23 protein-coding genes, 1 tRNA gene and 2 pseudogenes are annotated in these 26,599 nt (G+C 65.9%); 13 read left to right on the forward strand and 13 right to left on the reverse strand.

Translation table 11 applies throughout. From position 1 onward, the window contains the following. Nucleotides 1–50: 50 nt before the first annotated feature. The 10 genes and pseudogenes from CLG85_RS15240 to CLG85_RS15280 all read right to left on the reverse strand — a co-directional run. On the reverse strand, nucleotides 51–1,214 hold the full coding sequence (locus CLG85_RS15240; RefSeq protein WP_095883485.1) for a M20 aminoacylase family protein: 1,164 nt from the start codon (nucleotides 1,212–1,214) through the stop codon (nucleotides 51–53). Nucleotides 1,215–1,351: 137 nt separating this feature from the next. Next, a complete protein-coding gene (locus tag CLG85_RS15245; RefSeq protein ID WP_260349507.1) occupies nucleotides 1,352–2,701 on the reverse strand; it encodes an NAD(P)/FAD-dependent oxidoreductase in 1,350 nt (449 codons plus the stop codon). After that, a complete protein-coding gene (argE, locus tag CLG85_RS15250; RefSeq protein WP_224917218.1) occupies nucleotides 2,698–3,864 on the reverse strand; it encodes an acetylornithine deacetylase in 1,167 nt (388 codons plus the stop codon). The genes CLG85_RS15245 and argE overlap by 4 nt, the downstream gene beginning before the upstream one ends. 117 nt (nucleotides 3,865–3,981) lie before the next feature. Further along, nucleotides 3,982–5,256 (reverse strand): Hsp70 family protein, encoded by a 1,275-nt coding sequence (locus tag CLG85_RS15255; RefSeq protein WP_224844622.1) that lies wholly within the window; start codon nucleotides 5,254–5,256, stop codon nucleotides 3,982–3,984. A gap of 249 nt (nucleotides 5,257–5,505) precedes the next feature. Further along, complete coding sequence (gene minE / locus CLG85_RS15260; protein ID WP_095882784.1) at nucleotides 5,506–5,811, reverse strand: cell division topological specificity factor MinE; 306 nt, start codon at nucleotides 5,809–5,811, stop codon at nucleotides 5,506–5,508. Beyond that, nucleotides 5,808–6,626, reverse strand: a complete 819-nt coding sequence (gene minD / locus CLG85_RS15265; RefSeq protein WP_095882785.1) for a septum site-determining protein MinD — start codon at nucleotides 6,624–6,626, stop codon at nucleotides 5,808–5,810. The genes minE and minD overlap by 4 nt, the downstream gene beginning before the upstream one ends. A gap of 25 nt (nucleotides 6,627–6,651) precedes the next feature. Next, entirely contained in the window at nucleotides 6,652–7,137 is a 486-nt protein-coding gene (gene minC, locus CLG85_RS27440; RefSeq protein ID WP_311735000.1) for a septum site-determining protein MinC, read from the reverse strand. Between the two features lie 5 nt (nucleotides 7,138–7,142). After that, nucleotides 7,143–7,478 carry a hypothetical protein gene (locus CLG85_RS27445; RefSeq protein ID WP_311735001.1) on the reverse strand — a complete coding sequence of 112 codons (336 nt, stop codon included), beginning with the start codon at nucleotides 7,476–7,478 and terminating at the stop codon, nucleotides 7,143–7,145. 151 nt (nucleotides 7,479–7,629) lie between these two features. Beyond that, a complete protein-coding gene (locus CLG85_RS28095; RefSeq protein ID WP_512699373.1) occupies nucleotides 7,630–7,878 on the reverse strand; it encodes an oligopeptide/dipeptide ABC transporter ATP-binding protein in 249 nt (82 codons plus the stop codon). Nucleotides 7,879–8,143: 265 nt separating this feature from the next. Then, nucleotides 8,144–9,451, reverse strand: a pseudogene (locus CLG85_RS15280) (ATP-binding cassette domain-containing protein); the annotation flags it as partial. 238 nt (nucleotides 9,452–9,689) lie between these two features. Between CLG85_RS15280 and CLG85_RS15285 the strand changes: the two are divergent. The 3 genes from CLG85_RS15285 (at nucleotide 9,690) to CLG85_RS15295 (ending at nucleotide 13,691) form a co-directional block, all read left to right on the forward strand. Then, entirely contained in the window at nucleotides 9,690–11,399 is a 1,710-nt protein-coding gene (locus CLG85_RS15285; RefSeq protein ID WP_095880573.1) for a peptide ABC transporter substrate-binding protein, read from the forward strand. Between the two features lie 281 nt (nucleotides 11,400–11,680). Beyond that, nucleotides 11,681–12,718: an ABC transporter permease gene (locus tag CLG85_RS15290; protein ID WP_095880572.1), complete on the forward strand. Its 1,038-nt coding sequence runs from the start codon at nucleotides 11,681–11,683 to the stop codon at nucleotides 12,716–12,718. Then, a complete protein-coding gene (locus CLG85_RS15295) occupies nucleotides 12,711–13,691 on the forward strand; it encodes an ABC transporter permease (RefSeq protein ID WP_095880571.1) in 981 nt (326 codons plus the stop codon). Before CLG85_RS15290 ends, CLG85_RS15295 begins: the two co-directional genes overlap by 8 nt. A gap of 228 nt (nucleotides 13,692–13,919) precedes the next feature. Here CLG85_RS15295 and CLG85_RS15300 read toward each other — a convergent pair whose 3' ends face one another. Continuing rightward, nucleotides 13,920–16,457 carry a penicillin-binding protein 1A gene (locus tag CLG85_RS15300; RefSeq protein ID WP_095880578.1) on the reverse strand — a complete coding sequence of 846 codons (2,538 nt, stop codon included), beginning with the start codon at nucleotides 16,455–16,457 and terminating at the stop codon, nucleotides 13,920–13,922. 332 nt (nucleotides 16,458–16,789) lie between these two features. Between CLG85_RS15300 and CLG85_RS15305 the strand changes: the two genes are divergently transcribed. Next, entirely contained in the window at nucleotides 16,790–16,951 is a 162-nt protein-coding gene (locus CLG85_RS15305) for a hypothetical protein (protein ID WP_176476452.1), read from the forward strand. Between the two features lie 243 nt (nucleotides 16,952–17,194). On the opposite strand, the gene CLG85_RS15310 is transcribed toward CLG85_RS15305, so the two are convergent. Then, nucleotides 17,195–17,386, reverse strand: coding sequence for a hypothetical protein (locus CLG85_RS15310; protein WP_260349514.1), 192 nt, complete (start codon nucleotides 17,384–17,386; stop codon nucleotides 17,195–17,197). 151 nt (nucleotides 17,387–17,537) lie between these two features. Between CLG85_RS15310 and CLG85_RS15315 the strand changes: the two genes are divergently transcribed. The 8 genes from CLG85_RS15315 to CLG85_RS15350 all read left to right on the forward strand — a co-directional run bounded on the left by CLG85_RS15315 (nucleotide 17,538) and on the right by CLG85_RS15350 (nucleotide 25,446). Next, nucleotides 17,538–17,828 (forward strand): hypothetical protein, encoded by a 291-nt coding sequence (locus CLG85_RS15315; protein WP_260349515.1) that lies wholly within the window; start codon nucleotides 17,538–17,540, stop codon nucleotides 17,826–17,828. A 391-nt stretch (nucleotides 17,829–18,219) separates the two neighbouring features. Then, nucleotides 18,220–18,678: a hypothetical protein gene (locus CLG85_RS15320; RefSeq protein WP_095880569.1), complete on the forward strand. Its 459-nt coding sequence runs from the start codon at nucleotides 18,220–18,222 to the stop codon at nucleotides 18,676–18,678. Nucleotides 18,679–18,897: 219 nt separating this feature from the next. Then, nucleotides 18,898–19,188, forward strand: coding sequence for a hypothetical protein (locus tag CLG85_RS15325; protein WP_095880568.1), 291 nt, complete (start codon nucleotides 18,898–18,900; stop codon nucleotides 19,186–19,188). A gap of 208 nt (nucleotides 19,189–19,396) precedes the next feature. Continuing rightward, nucleotides 19,397–21,124 carry a calcium-binding protein gene (locus CLG85_RS15330; RefSeq protein WP_141244413.1) on the forward strand — a complete coding sequence of 576 codons (1,728 nt, stop codon included), beginning with the start codon at nucleotides 19,397–19,399 and terminating at the stop codon, nucleotides 21,122–21,124. 21 nt (nucleotides 21,125–21,145) lie between these two features. After that, a complete protein-coding gene (locus tag CLG85_RS15335) occupies nucleotides 21,146–22,933 on the forward strand; it encodes a type I secretion system permease/ATPase (RefSeq protein WP_095880566.1) in 1,788 nt (595 codons plus the stop codon). A gap of 4 nt (nucleotides 22,934–22,937) precedes the next feature. Then, nucleotides 22,938–24,350, forward strand: coding sequence for an HlyD family type I secretion periplasmic adaptor subunit (locus tag CLG85_RS15340; protein ID WP_176476451.1), 1,413 nt, complete (start codon nucleotides 22,938–22,940; stop codon nucleotides 24,348–24,350). A 96-nt stretch (nucleotides 24,351–24,446) separates the two neighbouring features. Further along, complete coding sequence (locus CLG85_RS15345) at nucleotides 24,447–25,031, forward strand: ANTAR domain-containing protein (protein ID WP_260349524.1); 585 nt, start codon at nucleotides 24,447–24,449, stop codon at nucleotides 25,029–25,031. Between the two features lie 19 nt (nucleotides 25,032–25,050). Beyond that, nucleotides 25,051–25,446, forward strand: coding sequence for a response regulator transcription factor (locus tag CLG85_RS15350; protein ID WP_260349523.1), 396 nt, complete (start codon nucleotides 25,051–25,053; stop codon nucleotides 25,444–25,446). Nucleotides 25,447–25,557: 111 nt separating this feature from the next. On the opposite strand, the gene CLG85_RS15355 is transcribed toward CLG85_RS15350, so the two are convergent. Continuing rightward, nucleotides 25,558–25,647, reverse strand: a tRNA-Ser gene (locus CLG85_RS15355). A 420-nt stretch (nucleotides 25,648–26,067) separates the two neighbouring features. Here CLG85_RS15355 and CLG85_RS15360 point away from each other — a divergent pair. After that, a pseudogene (locus tag CLG85_RS15360) lies at nucleotides 26,068–26,599 on the forward strand (SPOR domain-containing protein); the annotation flags it as partial.

Raw genomic sequence — 26,599 nt, forward strand, 5'->3', positions numbered from 1 at the left:
ATCAGCATGACGACAAGCGCGGGGCGGCCGAAGCCGCCCCTGCAGGCCGGTCAGGCCGCCGGCATCCGCCGCTCGATGATCTCCGCCCACCACGAGCAACCCGCCGGGATGGCCTCGTCGTTGAAGTTGTACTTGGGATGGTGCACCGCTGCCGTGTCGCCGTTGCCGACGAGGATATAGGCGCCCGGGCGCTCCTCGAGCATGAAGGCGAAATCCTCGCCGCCCATGACCAGCGGCGCATCGGCGCAATCGCCCGACACGGCGCGGGCGACTTCGGCGGCGAATTCGGTCTGCTCCTCGGAGTTGACCATCACCGGGTAGTTGCGGGTGTAATCCACCGTCGCCACGCAGCCGAGCGCTGCGGCCATGCCGGTGCAGATCTCGGTGATGCGGGTTTCGGCGAGGTCGCGGTTCTCGGGTGCCAGCGTGCGCACCGTGCCGCGCAGGGTCACCCGCTGCGGGATCACGTTGAAGGCCTTCGAAGAGGTCTCGAAGCTGGTCACCGAGACCACGATCTCGGTCACCGGGTTGGCGTTGCGCGCCGCGATGGTCTGCAGCGCGGTGACGATCTGCGCCGAGGCGACGGTCGGATCGATGGTCTCATGCGGCTTGGCGGCGTGACCGCCCTTGCCCTCGATGGTGACCTCGAAGACGTCGGTGGCGGCAAAGAAGGCACCCGGGCGGATCGAGAAGCTGCCGGTGGGCAGGCCCGGCCAGTTGTGCATGCCGTAGACCTCCTGGATGTTCCAGCGGTCCATCATACCGTCGTCGCACATCTCCTTGCCACCGCCGCCGCCTTCCTCGGCGGGCTGGAAGATCACCACGGCGGTGCCGTCGAAGTTGCGGGTCTCGGCAAGGTATTTGGCAGCGCCCAGCAGCATGGCGGTGTGGCCGTCATGGCCGCAGGCATGCATCGCGCCGGGGGTCTTGGAGGCATAGTCGAGCCCGGTGTCCTCGAGGATCGGCAGCGCGTCCATGTCGGCGCGCAGGCCGATGACCTTGCCCGAGGCATCGGTCTTGCCCTTGATCACGCCGACGACGCCGGTGCGGCCGATCCCCTCGACCACCTCGTCGCAGCCGAACGCGCGCAGCTTCTCCGCCACCAGCGCCGAGGTGCGGTGAGTTTCGAAGAGGATCTCGGGGTTCTCGTGGAGGTCGCGGCGCCAGTCGGTGATCTCGGACTGGAGCTCGGCGAAGCGGTTCTTGACGGGCATGGAAGTGCGTCCCTGTTGTTTGATCATATTTCGCGCGGAGCCTGCCATCGGCGCCGGGGCGTGGCAAGCGGAGCCGCGATGTGACCCTGGGGAAGACGGGGTGCTCTGCCGTGTTGCTCAGCGCCCCGTGTCTCCCGTCAGAGGTTCGGCCCCGGCACCAGCTTGCTGCCATCGCTGAAACGCGACAGGCGAAAGCGTGTCAGGTCATGACCCGGGTCCCTGCCCTGCGCCATGTCCGCAACCACCCGCCCGAAGCCCGGCCCGATGCCGAAACCGTGCCCGCACATGCCCGTCGCCACGATCAAACCGGGGATCTGCGCCACGTGATCGACCACCGGGACCACATCGGGCATCACGTCGATCATCCCCGCCCAGCTCGCCTGCAGCGGCACCTCGCCCATCTCGGGGAAATGCCGCGCGAATTGCGCGCGGGTCGCGGCGACCTTGCCGGCGTTGGGCTCGGGCGAGAGGATGCGCATCCGCTCGAAGGGGCTCTGCTCGTCGTCGCGCCAGCTGCGCGGCGTGCCCCAGGCGTCGGGGTAGCCCGCCGGAGCCTTGACCCGGAAGCGCACGTCGAAGCTGCCCTGCCGCGCAAGCGCGACATAGGGCCCTGCATGGCGCAGCGCGTCCGGCCCGAGGAAGAGCTCGGAAAAGGCCGAGGGCGCCAGCGTGTAGCCGCCGTCGGCGCGCGGGCGGAACGCCAGAACGTCATCCACCGCCGCCTTGTTGGCCACCTGTGGCAGCGGCGCGGTGGCCATGGCGGTCGAGCGCACGGAAAGCTGCGGGATCGTCACCCCGTGGCGCCTGAGGAAGAGACCCGACCACGCCCCGCCCGCAAGCACCACCTGCGCACAGCGAAGGGTGCCAGCCTCGGTGACCACGCCGGTGACCCGGCCGCCGCTGCGCTCGAGCCCGCGCACCGCGCAGCGCTCGCGCACGATGACCCCTTCCGAGGCGGCGAGCCGCGCCAGCTCGGGCACCGCCTGCCAAGGCTCGCCCTTCATGTCGGTGGGCGTGTGCAACATGCCGACCCAGGGGCTGCCCGTCGCCCCGATTTGCGCCTTGGTCTGCGCTGCGTCCAGCAGCTCGGAGCTGACGCCGAGCGGCCGCGCCTCCTCGAGCCAGCCGGCGAAATTCTCCATCTCGGCGCGGCTCTTGGCAAGATAGCCGACACCCACGGTGCGGGTGCCGAGCCGCCCTTCGCAGAGCGCGTCGAGCTCCTGCCAAAGCCGGTGCGCCTCGAGCGCCACCGGGATCTCGGCCATGTCTCGGCCCTGCACCCGGATCCAGCCCCAGTTGCGCGAGCTCTGTTCGGCGGCAATGCGGCCTTTTTCCAGCAGCACCACCTTCAGCCCGGCGCGGTTGGCGAAGAGCGCCGTGCAGGTGCCGATGACGCCGCCACCGATGACCACCAGGTCGGCGGCCTCGGGCAGCGGGCCATCATGGGTGACAGGACCCTCGTCGCGGAACGGAAAGACCACGCTCATGCCAGCCGCTCCAGCAGCTTCTCCATGAAGGCCTGCCCGGCCTCGAGCTGCGAGACCTCGATATATTCGTCCGGCTGGTGCGCGATGCCGATGTCGCCCGGCCCGCAGACCACCACGTCGTAACCGCCATTCTGGAAATGGCTGGCCTCGGTGCCGTAGCTGACGTGGCGCTTGGCGTTGTCGCCGGTGATCTGGCGCACCATCTCCTCGGCGCGGTTGTCCTCGGTCGGCGCGAAGGGCGGCAGGTGGAAGGCCGCTTTCACCTCGATCCAAGCCTCGGGCCGCACCGCCTGCATCTGCGCGTTGAGCTCGGCCACCTTGTCCATGAGCCGCCCGCGCCAGTAATCCGGGTCCTCGCCCGGCACCACGCGGAAGCCGAGCGGGAAGCAGCAGTCCTTGGCGGTGATGTTCTGCGCCGTGCCGCCGCGGATCTGCCCGACGTGGACGTTGGTATAGGGCGGCGTGAAAAGCGCGGCCACCGGCCCCGGCGCGGCCGCGGCGTTCTCGGCGTTGACGTCGTTGCACCAGTCGATGAGCTTCGCCCCCCACATGATCGCCGAGACCCCGGTCTCGAGGATCGAGCTGTGCACCTCGACGCCATGCACGTGTACGTCGAAGCTGATGCCGCCCTTGTGGCCGGTCACCGGCTTCAGCATGGTCGGCTCGCCGACGATCACCGCGCTGGCTTTCGGCACCACGCCCTGCATCGCCGCGACCAGATCGATCGCCCCCTCGCAGCCGATTTCCTCGTCATAGCTGAACGCAAGTTGCAGCGGACGCGTCACGCCCCGGTGCCTGGCCTCGACCAGCGCCCAAATCGCCAGCGCGTCGAAAGCCTTCATGTCCGTAGCGCCGCGCCCATAGAGCCGCCCGTCCCGCTCGGTGAGCACGAAAGGATCCGAGCTCCAGTCCTGGCCTTCGACCGGCACCACGTCGGTGTGCCCGGAGAGCACCACGCCGCCCTCGGCCGCGGGGCCGACATGGGCAAAAAGCGCCGCCTTGAGCTCGGGCTCGGAAGGTTTGGCGTGGCGGTGGCTCTCGATGCCGTGGCTGGCGAGATAGTCCTCGGTCCAGCCGATCAGGTCGAGGTTGCTGCCGGTGCTGACGGTGGGAAAGGAAACGAGCTTCTCCAGAAGCGCGCGCGGGGGTAGCCGGGAAGTCATGGGGCGTCCTTGGTCTGTCTTCGGGGCAGACCTAAACGCGCCTTGCGCCCGACCACAAGGGGGCGGCATGGCCCCGCCCCGGCATTCGCGCCGCCGACCGGCGCATCTGCCCGTTCTTCAGCCGCGCGCCACGCCCCGGCCCGAGGCCGCCCAGGCCAGCCCGTCGACCACCGCGGTAAACGCCTCGGAGCGGCGCAGCGCGGCGCCCGGGCAGACCGCCCGCGCCTCGCCCTCGACCAGCGCCATGAGGCTCGAGCCGCCGACCAGCACCACGCTGTCCACTTGCGCGGGCGAAACCTGCGCCAGCATCAGCGTCTCGTAAATCGCCATGCGCAGCGCCTCGCGCGCCTCCGAAAGCGCCGCGTTGAGCGTGCCCGGCGTGACCCGCGCGCCGAGCCCCGGCTCGATCATTCCCATGGCGATCTGCGCCCCCGCCGTGCCGGAGTTGGCCTCGATCTTGCCGCGCTCCACGGCGAAGGCCAGCTCGTGCCCCAGCTCGTCCACGATCACCCTTTGCAGGCGCTTCATTGCTTGCGGCTCGACCGCGTGGCGCAGCATGTCCTCCACGGCCCGCTCGGTGTCGCGATTGTAGAGGAAGGGGATCTTCGCCCAAGTCGAGAGGTCCACGTAGAGCGCATTCGGCACCGGCAGCAGCCCCTCGCCGAAATCGCGCCGCAGCTCGCCCCCCAGCCCCAGCAGCGGCATGGCATGGCGCATCGAGACCGCATGGTCGAAATCCGTGCCGCCGAGGCGGATGCCGTGGCTGGCGGTGATGGCGATGCCGTCGCCCTCGCTGCGGAAGACCGTGAAATCCGAGGTGCCGCCGCCGATGTCGACGATCAGCCCGGTGCCGCCGGTGCCCTCGGCGATGCGGCTCGCCAGCGCCGCCGCCTCGGGCTCGAACATCATCTCGACGCTCTCGAAGCCGGCGGCGAGATAGCAGCCGCGCAGGTCTTCCTCGGCCCGGGCGTCACGTTCGGCGTCGCTGGTGTGGAAATGCACCGGCCGACCCGAGAGCGCCCGGGGGAAGCTGCGCCCGGCCTGCGCCTCGGCCCGGGTCTTCATCTCGACGAGGAAGGCGGTGACGATCTCGGCCAACGTCCGCCGCTTGCCGCCGATCAGCCGCTTTTCATGAAAGAGCGTGGTCCCGAGCACGCTTTTCAGGGCGCGCATGTAGCGCCCCTCCTCGCCGGCGATCAGCGCCTCCGAGGCCGCGGCGCCGATGCGCATGCCACCCTCCTCGGGAAAGAACACGGCGGTGGGCAGGGTCTCGGCCCCGGCCTCGATCTGCAACAGGCGCACCGCGCCGCCTTCGACGATCGCTGCCGCCGAGTTCGACGTCCCGAAATCGATCGCAAGGCAGTCGCCGCCCGAATAGCCCGCATCAGCCATGACATGCTCCCCGAAGATGGAAAGCCGACCGGCTACCGAAAACCCGAACCGGGGGCAAGGCCGAAACGCCCGCCCCTTCTTCTAGGCAACAATATCCCGGGGAGTCCGCGCAGCGGACGGGGGCAGAGCCCCCGATCATCGGACAAGCCACGCTCGGCGCGGCGGAGGGCAGCGCCCCCGATCATAGGACAAGCCACGCTTGGCGCGGCGGAGGGCAGAGCCTCTGTCAACGGCCTTGCGGCGAGGGGTTCAGCCCTTCGCCGCGGCTTTCTTGTCGGTCTTGTCGGCCTTGGCAGCCTCTTTCTGGTCTGCCGGCAGCTCGATGTTGATCTCGAGGCTGGAGACGTCGCCGATGGAATCCATCCGGATTCCAACGGCATCGTCACTCACCTGCACGTAGCGCTTGATCGCCTCGACGATGTCGCGCTGCAGCAGCGGCAGGAAATCGGCGCTGGGACCCGACCCGCGCTCGTGCGCGAGAAGGATCTGCAGCCGCTCCTTGGCCTGGGCCGAGGACTTGGGCTTGCGGTTGAAGGTGAACCCGAAAAGATTCATGCGCTCCTCCCGAAGAGACGGGACATCAGGCCCGGGACCTTCTCGCCTTCGATCTTCATCGGGATGTCCTCGCCGTCGAGGCGCGCGACGGCCTCCTCGTAGGCGGTGGCGGCGCGGGACTTCTCGTTGAGGATCACCGGCACGCCGACGTTCGAGGCACGCAGCACCGCGGGGCTTTCCGGGATCACCCCGAGCAGCGGGATCGCGAGGATCTCCAGCACGTCCTCCACCGACATCATCTCGCCGTCGCCCGAGCGTTTCGGGTCGAAGCGGGTGAGCAGCAGGTGGCTCTTGATCTGGTCTTCCTCGCCGCGCTCGGCGCGGGCGGTCTTGGAGCTCAGGAGGCCGAGCATCCGGTCGCTGTCGCGCACCGAGGAGACCTCGGGGTTGGTCACCACCACCGCCTCGTCGGCGTAGTACATGGCCAGTTGCGCGCCGCGCTCGATGCCCGCCGGGCTGTCGCAGATGATGTAGTCGAACTCCTCGCGCAGCTCGTTCAGCACCTTCTCGACGCCTTCCTGCGTGAGCGCGTCCTTGTCGCGGGTCTGCGAGGTCGGCAGCACGTAGAGATTGTCGAGCCGGCGATCGCGGATCAGCGCCTGGTTCAGCTTGGCGTCGCCCTGGATCACGTTGATGAAATCGAACACGACCCGGCGCTCGCAGCCCATGATCATGTCGAGGTTGCGTAGACCCACGTCGAAGTCGATCACGACGGTGCGGTGCCCGCGCGAGGCGAGACCGGCGCTGATGGCAGCCGAGGACGTGGTCTTGCCCACGCCACCCTTGCCCGAGGTCACAACGATTACTTTGCTCACTGGCGGCTCCTGTTGAATGCCGAGGTTATCCGAACGGCGCGACGATCAGCCGCTCGTCCTCGAGGTAAATCTGCACCATCTTGTGGCGGACATCGGCGCCGAGGCTGTCCGAGGTCCGGTAGAGACCGGCGATCGCCAGCAGCTCGGCGTCGAGCGACTGGCAGAAGATCCGGGCGTTCTCATCGCCGTCGATGCCGGCGAAGGCGCGGCCGCGCATCCGGCCGTAGACGTGGATGTTGCCGGCGGCGAAAAGCTCGGCACCCGAGCTGACCGGGCCGACCACGGTCAGATCACCCTTGTCGGCGATCACCGTCTGGCCCGACCGCACCGGCATGGTGACGATCTTGTTCTCTGGCGCGACGCGCTGCGGGATCGGTGCGGGTTCGGGCTCGGCCGCGGGGGCCGGCTGCGCCTCGGGTGCGGGGGCACGGTCCTGGAACACCCGCTGCGGGCGCTTCTGCTCGGAGCTGGGCCAGCGCCCCGCGCGCGCGCGTCGCGTCCGCCGGTCCACGACGATCAGCCCCAGCCCGGCCGCGGCGGCGCGCAGCGCCTCCGTCCCCGCCCTGCACCGCCGAAGACCGCGAGCTCGCGGCGGGCGCAGGTCGCGACCAGCTCGGTCAGCGCCTCGGGTGTCACCTCGGCCTGGGATTGTTCAAGGTCGATGATCACCGGTGCGTCGGTGAAGAAGTTCGGTGTCTTCTCCAGCCGGTCGGCCAGCATCTCGTAGAAGCGGGCGTCCGGGGCCGTGCTCAGGCGCAGGGCCAGAGCGGTCAGGAACCGCCCCCGGAACTGGAAGGGTTTCAGTGTCGTCCCGACACCATCGATGTTGCCGCTGGCGACGTCTGTCTGCACGCTTGTTCTTAGCCTTCTGCTCTCGGGCCTGGCACAGATTCGTGTCTGTGCTTCGTTGCATCGTGCATAATCATCCCACGTTCCGGGATCCACCTCCAAGCCAAAATTTTCTCGTCATCGGCAGAGAAATGCCGTGATGAGACCACAACCCTTAGTAGCCGGACGCCGAAGTAAGCACGAAATGATCCGGTCCGACTTCCTGATACACGTTCGGCTCCGGCTCGTATCCGACCGGGTGAATGGGGGACGGGATGGGCTTGAAATTGAGGTCCTTCTCGGACTTGCGGCGGCGCGGATCAGCGATCGGAACGGCCGACATCAGCGCCTTGGTATAGGGATGCTGCGGGTTCTCGAAAACCGCCGCGCGCGGGCCGATCTCGACGATCCGGCCAAGGTACATGACCCCCACCTTGTGGCTGACGCGCTCGACCACCGCCATGTCGTGGCTGATGAAGAGATAGGACAGGCCAAGCTCGGCCTGCAGCTCCATCATCAGGTTGACCACCTGCGCCTGCACCGACACGTCGAGTGCCGACACTGCCTCGTCCGCGACGATCAGCTTGGGGTTGAGCGCAAGCGCGCGGGCGATGGCGATGCGCTGGCGCTGCCCCCCCCGAGAGCTCGTGCGGGAAGCGGCGCATGAAGCTGCGCGGCAGCTCGACCCGGTCGAAGAGCATGGCCACGCGGTCCATCATCTCCTTGCCCTTGTGCGAGCCGAAATTGCGCATCGGCTCGGCCACCTGGTCGGCGAGGTTCATCTGCGGGTTCAAGGAGGCGAAGGGATCTTGGAAGATCATCTGCATCTCGCGGCGCTCGTCGCGCAGCATGTTCGGGCCAAGACCCATCACATCGACGCCGTCGAGCAGCACCCTGCCCTTCTGCGGCTCGACGAGGCGCAGGATCGAGCGCCCGCAAGTGGACTTGCCGCAGCCGGACTCGCCGACGAGGCTGAGGGTCTGGCCCTTGTTGACGGTGAAGCTGACATCCTCGACCGCATGCACGTTCGCCACGGTCCGGCGGAAGAAGCCGCCCTTGACCGCGAAGCGCGTGGTCAGCCCCTTGACCTCCAGCAGCGGTGTTTCGGTGCCGGGGATCGGCTTGATTTCGTCCTGGTCGCGGCCGAGCAGGCGCATCGGCTCGGGCAGCGCCTTGCCGCGCATCTCGCCGAGCTTCGGCACCGCGGCAAGCAGCGCCTGGGTGTAGGGATGCTGCGGGCGCTCGAAGATGTCTTCGACGGTGCCCTCCTCGACCTTCTTGCCGCGGAACATCACCACCACGCGGTCGGCCATCTGCGCCACCACCGCCATGTCGTGGGTGATGAACATCACCGAGGTGCCGGTCTCGCGCTTGAGACGGTCCATCAGCGCGAGGATCTCGGCCTGGATGGTCACGTCGAGCGCGGTGGTCGGCTCGTCGGCGATCAGCAGCCGCGGCTTGCAGGCCATGGCCATGGCGATCACCACGCGCTGGCGCATGCCGCCCGAAAGCTCGTGCGGATATTGCTTCAGCCGCCGCTCGGGCTCGGGGATACGGACCTGCTGCATCAGCTCTAGTGCCCGGGCCTTGGCCTGCTCACTGGTCATGCCGCGGTGCACGCGCAGACCCTCGGTGAGCTGGCGCTCGACGGTGAAGACCGGGTTGAGCGCGGTCATCGGCTCCTGGAAGATCATCCCGATCTCGTTGCCGCGGATGTCGCGCATGACGTCCTGGGAGGCCTTCGCCAGATCCGTCTCGCCGCCGTCCTTGCGATCAAAAATTAGGCGCCCCTTGGCGATTTCGCCGCCGCCGAACTCGATCAGGCGCATCAGCGAGAGCGAGCTGACCGATTTTCCGGAGCCGGATTCCCCCACGACGCAGACGGTTTCGCCCGGTCCGATATCGAAGCTCACATCCTCGACACCAGCAACAGGGCCGTCTTTTGTCTCGAATTCTACGCGCAGGCTCTCGATCCGCGCGATGGGGTTGTCCAGCATTTCGGCCTCTCCGTCTGTATCAGTGCAAACGCTAAAGGCAGCTTGCTCAAACTGTCAAACCCAAGCGCCACCTGACCCAAAGGCAATGCTTGCATTTTGCGCGTGTTCTGCTTCGATGGCCCGCAAGCGGGATGGGAGCGATCTGAATGTCCGGCCCCAAGAGGCCGGACCGACTTCATTTTCCCGCTGATACAAAGAAGAGACCAACCGGTCTTAGGTCGATAACAGGGAGTGACCTATGAAAACGAAGACCCTTCTCCTCGGGGCCGCAGCCAGCTTCGTGCTGGCCCCCGCCGCCGCCATGGCGGAGCGCGGCTCGGACGGGCACGTGAACATCATCTATTGGCAGGCGCCGTCGATCATGACGCCCTACCTCTCCAGCGGCACCAAGGACATCGAAGCCTCCTCGCTCGTGCTCGAGCCGCTCGGCCGCTACACCGAGACCGGCGCCCTGGTGCCCTTCCTGGCCGAAGAGATCCCCACCGTCGAGAACGGCGGCGTGGCCGAGGATCTCAAGTCGATCACCTGGAAGCTGAAGTCCGGCCTGCTGTGGTCCGACGGCTCCCCGGTGACCTCGGCAGACGTCAAATTCACCGCCGATTACTGCATGAACCCCGAAGGCGGCTGCGCGCAGCTCGCGAAGTTCGACCACATCTCCTCGATCGACACCCCCGACGACCTCACCGTCGTGGTGAACTTCGACGAGGCCATGCCGAACCCCTACGGCCCCTTCATGGGCGGCCAGTCCCCGATCCTGCAGAAGGCGCAGTTCGAGAACTGCGTCGGCGCGGCGGCATCGACCTGCACCGAGGCCAACTTCAACCCGATCGGCACCGGCCCGTTCAAGGTCGACGAGTTCAAGCCGAACGACGTGATCTCGCTTTCGGCCAACCCCAACTACCGTGACCCGGCGAAGCCCGCCTTCGCGACCGCCACGCTGAAAGGCGGCGGCGATGCGGAATCCGCGGCCCGCGCGGTCCTGCAGACCGGCGAGTTCGACTACGCCTGGAACCTGCAGCTTGCGCCCGACGTGCTTGCCTCCATGGCAGAAGGCGGCCAGGGCACCCCGGTCTCGGCCTTCGGCACCCTGGTCGAGCGGCTCGAGATGAACATGACCGATCCCTCGCCGAACCTGCCCGAGGGCGAGCGTTCGACCGTGGCGCATCCGCACCCGATCCTGTCCGACTTCAAGGTCCGCAAGGCGCTGTCGATGGCCATCGACCGCGAGCTGCTGACCGAGATCGGCTACGGCCAGGCTGGCCGCGCCACCTGCAACCTCGTGCCCGCACCCGAGCTCTACGCCTCGGACAACACCGAGTGCCTCACTCAGGACCTCGATGGCGCCAAGGCGCTGCTCGAGGAAGCCGGCTGGACCGACAGCGACGGTGACGGCATCCGCGAGAAAGACGGCATGAAGCTGAGCCTGCTGTACCAGAGCTCGACCAACGCCGTGCGCCAGGACTTCCAGGCACTGATCAAGGATTGGTGGCGCCAGATCGGCGTCGAGACCGAACTGCGCAACGTCGACGCCTCGGTGTTCTTCGGCGGTGACCCGGGCTCGCCCGACACCTTCCAGAAGTTCTACGCGGACGTCGAGATGTACGCGAACAACTTCGACGGCACCGATCCGCAGTCCTACCTGCAGATGTACCGCTGCGGCAACGAGCCGAAGCCGTCCTCGCAGTGGCAGGGCGAGAACATCAACCGCTTCTGCAACGAAGAGTACGACGCGCTCCTCGACGAGCTGGCCAAGACCGGCGAGCTGAGCAAGCGCGGCGAGATCGCCAAGAAGCTGAACGACATCATCACCAAGGAAACGATGACCATCGTTCCGCTGGTCGACCGCGGCCGCGTGTCGGCGCATTCCAACACGCTGGGCGGTGTCATCCTGAACACCTGGGACAGCGAGCTCTGGAACGCAGCCGACTGGTTCCGCGTCAAAGGCTGATCCTGTGACACGCACGCCTCCGCGCAGGCCGCGGGGGCGTGCCCCTTTTCGGAAGGTCTGCCCGTGACCTCACCTCTCCGGAACCCCGATCTCGGCCCGCGCGGCCGGTTCCCTTTCCCGGCCGCTGGCGCCATACGGCGACAGCCGCTGCCGCCGCACGGGCCCAACAACAAAGACACGGAATTCATGACGCACACAGCCCGCATCCATGACCGGTGCCGGACGCTGCCGCTGCCTTCGCAGCGCCGCCGCGCCAGCGCCCCCGCCCGCGAGGTCCGCCCATGCTGACCTATGCAATCCGCCGCCTCGTCCTTTCCGTTCCGACGCTGCTCTTCATCAGCTTCGTGATCTTCATGCTGCTGCAGCTGGCGCCGGGCGATCCCATGGCGCAGGTGCCGCTGACCGTGCCGCCCGAGGTGAAACAGAAGATGCGCGAGGCGCTCGGGGTCGGCGAGCCGGCACTGGTGCAATACTGGAAGTGGCTGGTGCAGGTCTTCTGGATCGAGCCCAAGGTCTTCATCGACTGGCTGACCCGCGACAGCTGGCTGCTCGGCTGGCTGCCCGACACCCACCTCTACAACGGCGAGCTGCGGGTGATCTCCTGGCAGACCCGCTCGCCGGTGATGGACATCGTGCTGCAGCGTATTCCGCAGACGCTCTGGGTCGTCGGCCTGAGCTACGTCGTCGGCGTGCTGATCGCCCTGCCGATCGGCATATACTCGGCGTACCGGCAGTACTCGGTCTTTGACCAGGCCGGCACGTTCATCACCATGGTCGGCTTCTCGATCCCGCCGTTCTTCACCGGGCCGCTTCTGATCGTGATCTTCTCGGTCTACCTCGGCTGGTTCCCCTCGATCTACGACACGACGCACGTCGTGCGTGACTGGGCGAGCTTCAAGGTCCAGCTGATGCAGATGATCATGCCCGTGATGGTGCTGGCGCTGCAGACCACGGCGCAACTCTCGCGCTACATGCGCGCCTCGATGCTCGACAACCTCAACCAGGATTACGTCCGCACCGCCCGCGCCAAGGGCCTGTCGGAGGCCGTGGTGGTCATGGTGCACGTGCTGCGCAACTCGATGATCCCGGTGATCACCGTGATCGCGCTCGGCGTGCCCGCGATCTTCGGCGGCGCGATCATCACCGAGAACGTGTTCAAGGTGAACGGCATCGGCCAGCTGCTGATCACCGCGCTCTTCGCCAACGACCTGCCGATGGTGATGACGCTGACCTTCATCTTCGCCGTGCTGATCGTTGTCTTCAACCTGATCGCCGACATCCTCTACGGCCTTCTCGACCCGAGGATCCGCTATGACTGAGCCCGTTCCCGCCTCCCCCGCCCCGATCGAGGCCCTGCGCGACAAGGGCCCCGACAAGCCGCCGCGCTCGAAATGGAAGGACGTCTGGGCACAGTTCCGCAAGCACAAGGGCGCGATGGTCGGGGCGTTCTTCCTGATCTTCATCACGCTTGGCGTGCTGGTCGGCCCCTACCTCTGGACGCTCGATCCGCAGGCGCTCGACATCCGCGCCAAAGACATGCGGCCGATCTACACCGCGCTCTGGGACAGCAGCGCCAAGGTGAGCTGGGCGCACCCGCTGGGCTCGGACCAACTCGGCCGCGACAACCTCTCGCAGCTGATCGCCGGCGGGCGTGCCTCGATGGCGGTGGGCTGGGCGGCGATGATCCTGTCGCTGGTGATCGGCGCCGGGATCGGCGTACTGGCAGGCTACTTCAAGAAGCTCGATGGGCCGCTGATGCGCCTGACGGACCTCTTCCTGTCGCTGCCGATCCTGCCGCTGCTGCTGGTCGCGGTGACGCTGTTCCGCCAGCCACTGCGCGCCAATTTCGGTCCCGAGGGCGGTATGTTCATCCTCATCGTCACCGTCGTCGGCATCACCTCCTGGATGCCCACGGCACGCATCGTGCGCGGCGACGTGCTGGCGCTGAAGGAACGCGAGTTCGTGCTGGCGGCGCGCTCGATCGGCACCCGGCCGTTCCAGATCATCAAGCGCCACCTGTTGCCCAACGTGCTCTCGCCGATCATGGTTTCGGCGACGCTGGGCCTCGCCACGGCGATCATCACCGAGAGCGCCCTGTCGTTCCTCGGCGTGGGCTTCCCGTCGGACTTCCCGACCTGGGGCAAGATGCTGGCCGACGCGGTGGCGCGGATGGAGGACTTCCCCGAACGGGTGATCCTGCCCGGTATCGCGATCTCGCTCACTGTGCTGGGGGTAAACTACCTCGGCGACGGGCTGCGCGACGCGCTCGACCCGCGCATCCGCGGCCGCTGAGCGGCACACTCCGAAACCGAGAAGGGCGGGAGGCGCAAGCCCCCCGCCCTTTTTCATGCCGCGCCCCAACCCCGTGCCGAGCCAGTGGCAGCGCCGCGCCATGCGTATTTGGAAAGAGAAGAAGCCGCGGGCGCGCAGGGGGCTCGCCTTCTTCTAGGCGGAAATATCCCGGAGGGTGAATTGGCCGCAGGCCAAGAGGGGGGCAGCGCCCCCCCTCCTCTGCACGGATCAGTAGAGACCGCCCGAACTGAGCGTGCCGAAGGAGGCCTTCGGACCCACGGTCGCCTTGCGCCCGGTCGAGGTGGTGACCTCGCGCGGACGAGTCGAGCCGTCGGGCTGGATCATGTCGAAATTGCCGGTCATCGCCCAGCCGCCGTCGAGTTGGATGCCGAAGAGCGGCTCTTCGCCCGAGCGGAAGCATTCGGCCACCACGTTGTCGCCCGAGGCATCCGGCCCCAGCCGCGCGCCGGTGAAGCGGTCCATGTTGAGGAAGTTGCAGGCCGGCGGCACCTTGAACTGGCCGCCGCCGTATTTCTCGACCGCCTTGAGCATGAACCGGTTGAACACCGGCCCGCACATGCCGCCGCCCGAGGCGCCGTGGCCCAGCGGGCGCGGCGTGTCGTAGCCGATGTAGCAGCCCGCCACGATATTGGAGGTGAAGCCGAGCATCCAGACGTCCTTGGCATCGTTGGTGGTGCCGGTCTTGCCGGCAGTGGGCACCGGCAGGTTCACCGTCCGCGAGGCGGTCCCGCGCTGCACCACGCCCTGCATCATCGAGGTCAGCTGGTAGGCGGTCACCGCGTCCATGATCCGGTCGCGGTTGTTGCGGATGTCCGGACCGCGGCCCGGCGGCAGGTTGGGATCGGCGCAGTCGAGGCAGCTGCGCTCGTTGCCCTTCTGGTATTCGTGGTTGTAGACGGTGCGCCCGTAGCGGTCCTGCACACGGTCGACCAGCGTCGGCTGGACCCGCTCGCCGCCGTTGGCGAACATCGCGTAGGCCGAGATCATCTTGTAGAGCGTCGTCTCGTCGGCGCCGAGCGCATTGGCCAGCACCCGCCCCATATGGTCGTAGACGCCGAACTTCTCGGCATAGTCGGCGACCGTGTTCATGCCGATCTCCTGCGCGAGCCGGATGGTCATCAGGTTGCGCGACTGCTCGATCCCGGTGCGCAGCGGCGTCGGGCCGTAGTAGGTGTTCGAGGCGTTCTTCGGCCGCCACACGCCCTGTGGCGTGTCGATCTCGATCGGTGCGTCGATGATGATCGTCGAGGGCGAGAAGCCCGAGTCCAGCGCCGCGGCATAGACGAAGGGCTTGAAGCTCGAACCGGGCTGGCGCAGTGCCTGGGTGGCGCGGTTGAACACCGAATCCTGGTAGCTGAAGCCACCCTGCATGGCGATCACCCGGCCGGTGTTCACGTCCATCGCCATGAAGGCGCCCTGCACGCGCGGCACCTGGCGCAGCGTCCAGCGGATAAACTCGCCGGTCTTGTCGTCGGTCATGGCGCGCACGTGCACCACGTCGCCGCGCGTGAAGTTGTCGGCAAAGCTGCCCTTGGCCCAGCTGATGTCATTCCGGGGCACAAGGGTCGGGCGCTCGGCTGTGTCTTCGACCCCCTCGATGCCGAGCCGCATCTGGTTGTCGCCGACCTCGAGTACCACCGCCGGATACCATTGGCTGTCGAGATCGATGTCACGCGCCACGGGAACCGAGGACAGCGCTGCGCGCCAGTCCTCTTCGGAGCCGAGCTGCTCCTCGGGGATGGTCTTGCCGGTGCCGCGCCAACGACCGAGGCTGCGGTCGTAATCCTCGAGCGCGACGCGCAACGACTTGGCCGCCTCCACCTGCATCTCGGGATCGAGCGTTGCCCGCACAGACAGGCCACCCGAGAAGAACTCGCCCTCGCCGAACTCGGAGGTCAGCTGGCGGCGGATCTCGTCGGTGAAATAGTCGCGCGGCGGCAGCGAGTTCTGGTAGGGCTCGAAATCGCCGTTCTGCACCGAGCGCAGCGGCTGGGCCACCTCGGTCTCGAAGGTGGCATCATCGATATAGCCGTTCTCGCGCATCTCGCGCAGCACGTAGTTGCGCCGGTCGAGCAGGCGCTGCTTGTTGCGCACCGGATGGAAATCCGACGGCGCCTTGGGCATCGAGGCCAGCATCGCCGCCTCGTGCGGGGCGAGCTCCGACAGGCTCTTGTTGAAATAGGTCTGCGCCGCGGCGGTCACCCCGTAGGAGTTCTGGCCGAGGAAGATCTCGTTGAGATAGAGCTCCAGGATCTTGTCCTTGCTCAGCGTTTCCTCGAGCCGCGAGGCGAGGATGATCTCCTTGATCTTGCGCTCGATCTTGCGGTCGCCCGAGAGCAGGAAATTCTTCATCACCTGCTGGGTGATGGTCGAGGCGCCGCGCACGTCACGGCCGCGGGTGCGCACCGCGTCGACCACGGCGGCAGCGATGCCACGCACGTCGTAGCCGTGGTGCTCGTAGAAGTTCTTGTCCTCGGCCGAGATGAAGGCCTGCTTCACCATGTCGGGGATCTGATCCGCCGGGGTGAACAGCCGCCGCTCCTGGGCGAACTCGTCGATGATCTTGCCCTCGGTCGAGTAGATCCGGCTGATCGTCGGCGGGGTATATTGCGCCAGGCTCTCATGGCTCGGCAGGTCGCGGCCATAGATCCAGAAGATCGCGCCGATGGACAGCGCGACCGCCATCAACCCAAGGGTGATGACGCTGAAGATGGCCCCGAAGAAGGAGAAGATGAACCTGATCACGAGCAATGCCTCTTTGGATTGCAGACCCAATATACTGCGATGGACTTCAGGTCAAAACACATAGGTGCCAAGGGGGCGTTGACGAGCGCCGCGCCGCTGCCGCCATTTGCGGAGCCCGGCACCGCCCTTCCCATGCTCCACCGCCCCTGCTGCGGTTGGCTCTGCGGTCCAGGGCCGGGCGGCGCCCTTGCGGTGAGCGCAGGACGGCTTTCGAGGCAACCTCACCGGGGCGCAGGGCGACACGCACGGCCCTAAGCCGGCTCTCGGGCCCCTGCCCTATGGGCCTGCAGGTCGCCTTCGGGGCTGTATATCGAAATTGCACGAAGAAAATCATGATCGTGATATTCACCTTTTCTGGGATGCAGGGGAATTTCCTGAAAACCAGGCGGCTTTTCTATCAAAAGAGAGTGCGCGTGATCAAATCGAATCTGGATATGCACGCGCAAGCACCAAAGGTCATGATTCCGAACGACCGGCAAAATCAAAAGATATGACCGCTTGGCCAACGGCAGCCAAGCCCTAGACCAAATGGCCTATCTAGAAGATTTTTCCACTTCAAGCCGGACACTTACCGATCCCCCATCCGAGCGCGCACGATCTATCAAAGGGAGTATGTGATTACCCGCGAAAAGATGGCACTATTCAGAATAAGCCACAGACAATTTGACACCAACGGCGGAGGTAGCCTTATGCTGTCGAGAATTATTTCCGCGCAGATTTCCAGCATCGGCAAAATGCTAAATAACAGTGATTGGTCCGACCGAATTATCGACCGGGCGATTGGTATGCTGGATCGGCTTGCGGACCGTATAGAGCGCCTGACTGAACGCTACGATCGACTCGAGCATCGAGATCACCACAATGACGGAACGATCGAAACGGCGATCGACATGGAGATCGGCGGCAGAGCGGAAGCCGTGGGCGAACATACCATCGCCTCCGCCGACCTGCGCGCCAAGATAACCGACACCGACAATGCGTCTTTCGCGGTGGCCTCCGCGACCTTCGGCGCGGCCGCCGAGGGGGGGGGCGGAATTCGCGTCGACGGATGCCTATTGCGACGTCGACGGTGCGGATTTCGTGTTCTCCCGTACGGTGACGACCACCGGCCGGAACTGGGAAGAGACCACGACCAAGGTCATCGCCGTGGATTTTGCCTTCCTGGAAAACAGTCGGCCAATCATGGTCACCCCGCATTCGACTTATACCGTGAACAGTTACCACAGCGTTGCCGACGGCAACGTCGCCACGGCAGACTTCGACGTGAAGGCCAACGCCGAGGACACGCTCGCGGATGTCTACGCCGGTGTCCTTGCAATCGAGGATACCTATTCGGGTTCGTCGATCGACGCGATGCTTGCCATCGGCTGAAACGGGGCTCGTCCTTCCTAGGCGACGCGGTGGGGTTTCCCCTGCCGCGTCGCCGACGTCGCTTTCGCCGAGGCCCTGGGCTCGGCGCCAGGCACCCCGCCCTTGTTTCGGTAAGCGCCCGTATTCCCCAAAATGACAGCACTCGGAGCCGGAGACCGCAGGACGATACATCCCTGCGGCGCCCCTGCCCTATTGCGTCCCTACCTTGCCATGAGTGCCGGAATTCGCTTCCGGAGGCACAGAGCCGATACTTTGGATAATTAGTTATATCAGGCACCTAGTGCTGCACATTCGCGAAAAGCAGCACCTTATCCAGAGGAATAGGTATCGCAATTGCACCCCTGCCAAGACTTGACCAGGTGTAAACTGGACGTGCACGCAGGAGGATACCATGCTTGATTTGACCACAATTCCCGCCACTTCCAGTTCGCCAGAGGCGGTCAGCGAAGTGCAGACACCGATCGAATGGCCGAACGAGCAAAACGACGACGTTCTTGAATATCAGGACGCGTTCGATTTCGGCTCGGGACGGCTCACCGCCAGAACCCTTCTCGATTTCTCAGAATGGGACAGGGACTCTCCGGTAAGCGGGAGTTACGACGTCTCTGTCGACGAGGATGCGACAACTTGGGAATCCGAGTTGCTCCTTGAGACGGAAGATGACGGCGGCTCCGAAATGACCCTGAAGAGTATGGTGGAGTTCCGCTCCGACGCATCGGGCAAGGCTTTCGAGACCCACATCAGCTTCAGGGCTCAATCCCCTGGCCTGGCGGAAACCCCCGCAGAGGCGCCGGAAACCCCAGCGGAGCCGAGCGCATTTACCTTTTCATTCTTTTTCGACTTCATCTGAATGAGTCAAAGTATTTAGATACGTAGATATACATTTTGATCGTCATTCACTGAAAAAGCAGTCGCGTGAAATTCCCTCTTGTACCCAACGTCACGCGATCTTCCGGATAAAACCCATTTTCGCTGTTGTATTGGAATATTTCCCGAGTAATTGTTTCCTTGCATCGACAAAAAGCGATGCCATTAAACTAATATCATTTAATCAACGAGGAGATAAACCATGAGTGGCTATCACTGGCCGATGCCTTCGCCTGATGTAGATTTCGAGAAAGATATCGATGTCGACATCGATATCGATCTCGATACTAGCGTGGATACCGACAAGACGGTCGATATCGTCGTCTACTCTTCGGTTGAAGCCTTCACCTGCATCGAAGGCAACACCGCTGACGTCATCTTCGATATCGAAGCCGTGGGCGAGGATACTTTCACCTCGCTGGACATCGCGGTGCTCACTATCGAAGATGAACTGTCGAGCATCTCCGGCGCCATTACCTCGGCCGTGGACTGAGGTCAGCACGGCGGGCGGCCAATTTTGGCCGCCCGTATTTTGCGCGCCCTTATAGATTTGGGATTGAAATTTATTTTAAGCCCCTCCACCCGCGCGCCACCTGAAATAGTTGATTTTTTCTACCAGACCTAGATCTATTCCGAATCTAGTTTCCCAAGATTCCTTTTCGGAGAAACCTCCGTAATCAAAAAAGACAGGGAGTAAAAAAATGGACAAGACCGGCACCGAGGGCAACGACTCTCTTTATATAAGGGACCCAGGCGCGTTTCGAATTTTTGGCCTGTCTGGAAATGATTTGCTGCGCGTCTACGTGTCGCGCAGATACGCGTCTCAGGACCTCGCGGATTATTTCGACGGCGGGGACGGCGATGACACGATCATGGCCGCGGGGACGGACGACACGGCCATCGGTGGCGCCGGCGATGATCTGCTACGCGGTGATGCCGGAAATGACGTGCTTTACGGCGACAGCGGCCGCGACGATTTCGGCGATGCCAGAACGGAAACTCCCGGCGACGGCGACGACACGCTGGATGGCGGCGATGGCGACGACAGCATGGACGGCGGCGGCGGAGACGACCTCCTGCTGGGCGGCCGTGGCAATGATGTCATGATCGGCGGGTCCGGGTCTGACACCCTGTCCGGCTCGTCAGGTGACGACTTGCTCCTTGGCGGAGATGGCGGCGACACGCTGATCGGCGACACGGGCAACAATTATCTAGACGGCGGGTCGGGCGACGACCTGCTGCAGGCCTCCAGCGGCTCGGACACCATCCTGGCCGGGGACGGCGAGGACACGATCACTTCCGGCGGCGGCGACGACACCGTCTACGGGAACGGCGGCCACGACGAACTGATCCTCGGGTCAGGAAGCGACCGGGCCAGCGGGGGCGATGGCAATGACACGATCAATGGCGGAGAAGGCGCCGATGTCCTGTTCGGGGACGCCGATGACGATATCCTGAACGGCGGGCTCGACAACGACACGATCCTGGGCGGCGCAGGCAATGACACCATCGACGGTGGCAGCGGCGGCGACGTCATGTACGGCGATTCAGGCACCGGTGACAGCGGGTACGATTTCGTGACCTATGAAAACAGCGCCTCTGCGGTCACAGTCCAGTTGTCGACCGCGGGCCTCACCCAAGGCTCCGGCGGGGCGCTCGGGGACTATTACGGTGAGATCAATGGCGCGATCGGCAGCGCCTATGGTGACGTCCTGGCCGGAGCCGACGGCAACCAGACGTTCTACGGTCTCGCCGGAAATGACACCATCGGGGGCGGCGTGGGGAATGACAGCCTCTTTGGCGGCCTGGGCGACGACGTCCTCCAGGGCGGGGATGACAACGACTACATGGTCGGCGGGGCCGGGGCGGATACGCTGAACGGGCAGACCGGGGTCGATACCGTCAGCTATGCAGACTCCGGCAGCGCCGTCACTGTGACGGTCTCTTCGCTGGCCGCCTATTTGTCAACAGGTGGTGATGCCCAAGGCGACGTGCTCGCGAGCGTGGAAGTGGTCGAGGGAAGTGCTTTCAACGATCGTTTCAACGGCCTGGACGGAAACCAGAAATTCGTGACCGGCGCCGGTGTTGATACGGTGACTGCCGGCGCTGGTGACGACATGCTGGTCGGCAATGGCGGCACGAACCAGCTCTTTGGCCAGGCGGGTTCGGACACCTTCATCGGCGCATCGGGGGTCAACTACGTTCTCGACTACGACTTCGCACAGACGAGTGGACATGATCGTGTCGGCGTCGCCGCTGGGTCGGGTTTGGCGTTGGGCACACTCTCCGGTGCCTATGCGCTCGTGTACTACACGGCCAGCCAGCAGACCTGGGTCGCGACGGGGACCACCGATCGTGATCTGGCGATCGACTATGCGGGTATTATCGACGTCTTCGCGTTCAGCGACCCCGACGCCTACCTGGTCTGAGCGGAACAGGAGCGTAACGCCATGGCGGGGAAATCCGATCGTCACCCGGAGCCGGAAACGGTTCTCGATGAAGCATTGCGCAAGTGCCGCGGGGCCTTTTTCACCGTCGGGGTGTTCAGCCTTGCGATCAACCTGCTGATGCTTTCCTCGCCGCTCTACATGCTGCAGGTCTACGACCGGGTCCTGGGCAGCGGCCGCACCGAGACTTTGGTCCTGCTGACCGGCATCCTCGGTCTGGCACTGCTCACCATGGCCATGCTCGACACCGCCCGGAGCGCCGTGGCGCTCCGGATCGGCGTCTGGCTCAACGAGACCCTCGGGCCAGAGCTCCTGCGGGTCGGGCTGAAGGCCCGGCTCAGCGGGCGGCCCGCGGGAGCGCAGGCCTTCCGCGACCTCGGGCAGGTGCAGTCCTTCATCGGCGGCCAGGCAATGACCGCCTTCTTCGATCTGCCCTGGACGCCATTCTTCATCGCGGTGACCTGGCTGCTGCATCCCGTCCTGGGCATGATCGCGCTCAGCGCGGCCCTGCTGCTCCTGGCGCTGAGCGTCGGCAACGAGCTGGCCACCCGGAGCCTCCTGCGCTCCGCAAACACCAGCCAGCTCAAGGGAAACACCGTGGCCGAAGGCACGATCAGCAATGCCGAGGTGGTGCGGGCCATGGGGATGATCGACGTCATGCTCCGGCGCTGGCAGGCACAGAACGCGCAGACCCAGGCGGATACGCTCCGCGCCAGCGAGCGGAACAGCTACATGACCGGGGCGGCAAAGTTCCTGCGCTACTTTGCCCAGAGCTCAATGCTCGGTGCGGGCGCCTACCTGGTGATCCATGGGCTGACGACGCCGGGATCGATGATCGCGGGGTCGATCCTGCTCAGCCGGGCGCTGGCGCCCGTCGATATGGCCATGTCCGCTTGGAAGAATTTTTCAGGGGCACGGCTCGCCTACGGACGGCTGAGCGAATTGGTCACCGACTTCCCCCGCGAGCCGGCACGGATGGCGCTGCCCGCGCCGAGCGGCCGGCTGCAGGTGAAGGACCTGACCGTGATCGGCCCCAATGGCCCGCAACTCGCGCGGGTGAACTTCGAGATCTCACCGGGCGAGGTCGTCGCCGTCATCGGCCCGTCGGCCGCGGGAAAGAGCACGCTCTGCCGCGCCATCGTCGGTTTGGTCACGCCGAATTCGGGGACGGTTTCCATCGACGGGGTGCGGATCGACCATTGGGACCCCGACGCCCTGGGGCCGTATATCGGCTTTCTTCCGCAAGAGGTGGGCCTCTTCGAGGGCACGGTCCGCATGAACATCGGACGGATGACCGAGGCTGCCCCCGAGGAGGTGGTCGAGGCCGCCACGCGCGCCCGCGTCCACGAGATGATCTCGCAGCTGCCGCAGGGGTACGAGACCCGGCTCGGCGAGCGCGGTGCTGGCCTATCCGGAGGGCAGAAGCAGCGCATTGGCCTCGCCCGGGCGGTGTTCCGCTCGCCGGCGCTCATCGTGCTGGACGAGCCCAACGCCAATCTCGACCAGGCCGGCGAGACCGCGCTCTCGGCAGCGGTACTGGAGCTCAAGGAGGCCGGCGCCTCCCTGCTGATCGTCGGGCATCGCCCGTCGACCCTTGCCCAGAGCGACAAGGTGCTGCTGCTGCAGGGAGGCGTGGTAAAGGCCTTCGGTCCGCGCCAGGAGGTGCTGGGCCGGATGCGCGATGCCACTGCTGCCAGCAGGGCGCAGGCCCTTCCCCCTGCCCCTTCACAGGCCGAGGAGCCTGCACAGCGCGCATCGAGCGCCGCGCGAGCGGAATTCGCGGGAGACTGAAACCATGACCATTGCCGCCAGACACCCTCTGCATGGTGCCGGGGATCTTTCCCCTCCCGGAGACCGGCAGCGCGCGAAGGAAGGTTCGCCGCATAGGACGGCCTCCACCGACTCCCGCCTGCCCCACCGACAGCGCAGCATCTCGGAGGCGATCCGCGCCCCGAGACGCACGGGATTTCTGATCCTGCTGGGCTTTTTCGCCAGCTTTGGCGTCTGGGGCTCGATTGCGCCGCTCGCCGGTGGCGCCATCGCCTCGGGTCAGATCAGCCCCGACAGCGGCGTCCGGACGGTCGAGCACCTCGAAGGCGGCCTGGTACAGGACATCCACGTCCGGGACGGCGACAAAGTTCGTCAGGGCGACGTCCTGGTGACAATGGACGTCACCACCCCGCGCAGCGAGGCGGAGGCCCTCGAGGACCGGCGCCTGACCCGGATGGCGGAGCAGGCAAGGATCGCCGCCGAGATCGCGGGCGAGCCAGCGCTGGACGTTCCCGCGATGTTCGACCTGTCGGATCCGGTCGTCGCGGCGGCTTTCGAGGCCGAACAGCGCACCCTCGACGCGCGGCTCGCGCTCCACAACGCACGCGAGCGCGTCCTCGGCCAGCGGATTGCGCAGCTCTCGGAAACCATCGCTGGCCACGAGCTGCAGGCGCAGAGCGCGCTCGAACAGCTCGACCTCATGCGCGAGGAACTGGCGGACAAGGTCTCGCTGCTCGACAAGGGCCTCGCCGCCAAGGGCGAAGTGCTGCGGTTGCGCCGGGGCATCGCCGAGGCCGAGGGGCTGCGAGGCAGCCACGTGACCGCCGCCTCGGAAGCCCAGAAGGAAATCGGCGAGACCGAGTTGAACCTCAAGGCGCAGGAGGCGGAGGATACCGAGAAGCTCGCGGTGCGCGCCGCGCAAATCCGCAGCGAACTTGCCGAGATCGACAAGACGCTCTCGGCGCTCACCGCGGTCCTCGACCGCGAGTTCCTGCGGGCGCCGGTCGATGGCGTGGTGGCGAACCTCAAGGTGCGCAACGCCGGCGCCATCGTCCAGCCCGGGGAAGCCATCCTCGACGTCGTCCCCGCGCGCGAGCGCCTGCTGATCGACGCGCAGATTTCGCCCAACGATATCGACGCCGTCGAAGTCGGCATGGCGGCAAACGTGCGCCTGTCGGCCTTTTCCGGGCGCACCATGCCCCAGATCGAAGGGGTGGTGACGATGGTCTCCGCAGACACGGCGCGGTCCGAGCACTCGAACGCGACCTTCTACCCGATCCGCGTCGAGGTCGATGCCACCGAGTTCTCGGACCACGACATCGAACTGCGCTCGGGAATGCTGGCGAGCGTTCTGGTGGTGACCCGGGAGCGATCGATGCTGAGCTACCTCTGGGAACCCTTCCAGGCGATTTTGCAGAACGGGATGCGTGAAGGATAGCGGCACCGTGGGCGGTCCGGGGGGGCGGTTCGGGGGGGGCGGTCCGGGCACCGGTTAGAAGTTTCGGCGAGTGGATCAGGACGAAGGGGAAAAACGATGGCAATTTCGAAGACAAGGATCCCGATCCTCTATCTCGTGGATGAAATGCCGCTGACCCGGGCGCAGCTTTCGCACTTCCTCGCCGGGTTCGCGCAGTTGCACGGGATGCGGATCGAGGAGGTCGAGCCGAGCGACCCCGCCTTCATCGAACAGATCACCCGCCGCGGAATGTGCATCGTGAACACCCGGAGCACCCCGCGCGTGCACGACTGGTTCTCCATCATCCGCAGGATCGACCAACTCGGGCTGGTCGAGCCCATTTTGCTGCTGTGCGAGACAGCCAGCGCCGAGTTCGTCCAATCGGCGCTCAGGGCCGGGGCCCGTGGGGTCATCCCCGCCTCCATGAGCCCGAGCACCGTCCTCAATTCTCTCGAGCTGGTTCTGCATGGCGGCATCGTCGTCCCGCCCTCGGTGCTGGACACCGACCAGAAGACCCCCCTGCTGGAGGACTTTGCCACCAAGCAAGGAGAGCCGGACGGGTCTCCCGACGATACGGACTCCACGCCGACAGGCACGCCCCCCCAAGCGCAACGGTCACGAGCTTCAGCCGCAGCCCCGCCCGGCGGTCGGCGATCAGGATGAGGCGGCGAAGCTCGATGGGCTGACAGAGCGCCAATCCGCCGTGCTGATGAACCTCACGCAGGCGCGCTCGAACAAGGAGATCGCCAAGGCGCTGTGCACGTCGGAAGCCACGGTGAAGCTCGAGGTGCGTCAGGTGATCCGCAAGCTCGGCGCGAAGAACCGCACCGAAGCGGCCCTGATCGCCTCGGGCTTCGAATGGCAGGAGAGTGTGGCCCAACAGGCCGGGCAGGTCGCCGAGCCGGAGAACGCCAGCCCGGCCGACCGCGCCGATGTGCCTCGCGATCGCGCCATGGACGGTGTCGAAGAGCTCGATCTTTGCGAGCTCGGGCGGGGAAGCTCCCTGAGCCGCAACCTGCTCGGCGATGCCGACGAAAAGCTGCGCACCCTCGCACAGCCCCCACGCCGCTTGACCTGAGGCCACCGATTTCCATCTAGACTGGAGTGTGTCGATCGCCCTAGGGATGAGCCTGCGTGCGCGGAGTTCAGCGCGAACCCCCGAGAGGCGCCCTGGTCCGAAAGATGCAGATGGCGGAGGCTGTGGGATTCGAACCCACGGGACCCGCAAAGGCCCAACGGTTTTCAAGACCGCCGCATTCGACCACTCTGCCAAACCTCCGGTCCGACCGACCTAGCCTGCTTCCCGCGATTCTAGAACAGGCATTCCGGGAAAAACCGCCGATCACGGCTTTGATGGCTTTTCTTGATCTGCGCCACCCGCTACGATCCGCAAAAAACCGGGATGTTCCGCTCCGTTGCCCCAGCGCCGGTGGCGCAGCCCTCCGACAGCCAAGGCCCGATGCCGCGGCAGGTTCGGCGTGGCAAGGCCCCGACCCAAGCGCGCCGTCGAAGCGCGCCAGGGCAAAGGAGCGCGCATCCCGCACATCACAGACCGGGCCAGGCAGCCCGGGAGAAGGGACATCCGGCAAGGCGCGACAGACGCCACCGGTCAGGCGGGAATGCAGGGGGCATTATGACCAGAGCAAAGGGAACGCGGCCCATCATCGCACAGGGGGCCGCAAGAGGGACAGTCGTGGCAATGCTGGCAACGCTCGCGCTCGGCGCCTGCAGCGAGTCGCAGATGCCGGGCTTCCTGCAAAGCAAGGGCGGCAGCGCCGGCGGCACCGAGGTCTCGCGCGGGGCCGCCACGGTCGAGCGCGACATTGAGGCACCCGAGGTCTTCCAGACCACCGAGGCAGGTCTCTGGGACGGGCGCCCCTCGCTGGGCGGAGTCTGGGTCGCGCATCCCGATGTCAGTGAACCCGAGCGGGTCATCATCCGCAATGAAAAGACCGGCCAGTTCGTCATCGGCGCGTTGTTCCGCCGCGAGCGCATGAGCCCCGGCCCGCGCCTGCAGGTCTCCTCCGACGCCGCTGCCGCGATCGGCATGCTGGCGGGCGAGCCGGTGAACCTCAACGTGGTCGCCCTGCGCCGCGAGGAAGGCCTGGCCGAACCCGAGGAAGGCACCGGCCCCGCCGGGGTCGAGGCGGCGACGCTCTCGGATGCGCCTGCGGTCGAGGCAAGCACGCTCGATCCGGTGACCGTCTCCGCCGCCGCGGCGATCGAGGCGG

Origin of the sequence: Alloyangia mangrovi (genome assembly GCF_002300555.2) — a bacterium.
In the GTDB taxonomy this organism is placed as follows: domain Bacteria; phylum Pseudomonadota; class Alphaproteobacteria; order Rhodobacterales; family Rhodobacteraceae; genus Salipiger; species Salipiger mangrovi.

Bases quoted from the DNA above. Each gene is read 5' to 3' on its own strand.
- CLG85_RS15245 (WP_260349507.1), bottom strand. From the start codon at position 2,701: ATGAGCGTGGTCTTTCCGTTCCGCGACGAGGGTCCTGTCACCCATGAT.
- CLG85_RS15345 (WP_260349524.1), top strand. From the start codon at position 24,447: ATGGCAATTTCGAAGACAAGGATCCCGATCCTCTATCTCGTGGATGAA.
- CLG85_RS15285 (WP_095880573.1), top strand. From the start codon at position 9,690: ATGAAAACGAAGACCCTTCTCCTCGGGGCCGCAGCCAGCTTCGTGCTG.
- CLG85_RS15335 (WP_095880566.1), top strand. From the start codon at position 21,146: ATGGCGGGGAAATCCGATCGTCACCCGGAGCCGGAAACGGTTCTCGAT.
- CLG85_RS15240 (WP_095883485.1), bottom strand. From the start codon at position 1,214: ATGCCCGTCAAGAACCGCTTCGCCGAGCTCCAGTCCGAGATCACCGAC.
- CLG85_RS15340 (WP_176476451.1), top strand. From the start codon at position 22,938: ATGACCATTGCCGCCAGACACCCTCTGCATGGTGCCGGGGATCTTTCC.
- CLG85_RS15310 (WP_260349514.1), bottom strand. From the start codon at position 17,386: ATGTTCGCCCACGGCTTCCGCTCTGCCGCCGATCTCCATGTCGATCGC.
- CLG85_RS15325 (WP_095880568.1), top strand. From the start codon at position 18,898: ATGAGTGGCTATCACTGGCCGATGCCTTCGCCTGATGTAGATTTCGAG.
- CLG85_RS15305 (WP_176476452.1), top strand. From the start codon at position 16,790: ATGATCGTGATATTCACCTTTTCTGGGATGCAGGGGAATTTCCTGAAA.
- CLG85_RS15295 (WP_095880571.1), top strand. From the start codon at position 12,711: ATGACTGAGCCCGTTCCCGCCTCCCCCGCCCCGATCGAGGCCCTGCGC.
- CLG85_RS15320 (WP_095880569.1), top strand. From the start codon at position 18,220: ATGCTTGATTTGACCACAATTCCCGCCACTTCCAGTTCGCCAGAGGCG.
- argE (WP_224917218.1), bottom strand. From the start codon at position 3,864: ATGACTTCCCGGCTACCCCCGCGCGCGCTTCTGGAGAAGCTCGTTTCC.
- minE (WP_095882784.1), bottom strand. From the start codon at position 5,811: ATGAATCTTTTCGGGTTCACCTTCAACCGCAAGCCCAAGTCCTCGGCC.
- CLG85_RS15290 (WP_095880572.1), top strand. From the start codon at position 11,681: ATGCTGACCTATGCAATCCGCCGCCTCGTCCTTTCCGTTCCGACGCTG.
- CLG85_RS28095 (WP_512699373.1), bottom strand. From the start codon at position 7,878: ATGTACCTTGGCCGGATCGTCGAGATCGGCCCGCGCGCGGCGGTTTTC.
- CLG85_RS15255 (WP_224844622.1), bottom strand. From the start codon at position 5,256: ATGGCTGATGCGGGCTATTCGGGCGGCGACTGCCTTGCGATCGATTTC.
- CLG85_RS15330 (WP_141244413.1), top strand. From the start codon at position 19,397: ATGGACAAGACCGGCACCGAGGGCAACGACTCTCTTTATATAAGGGAC.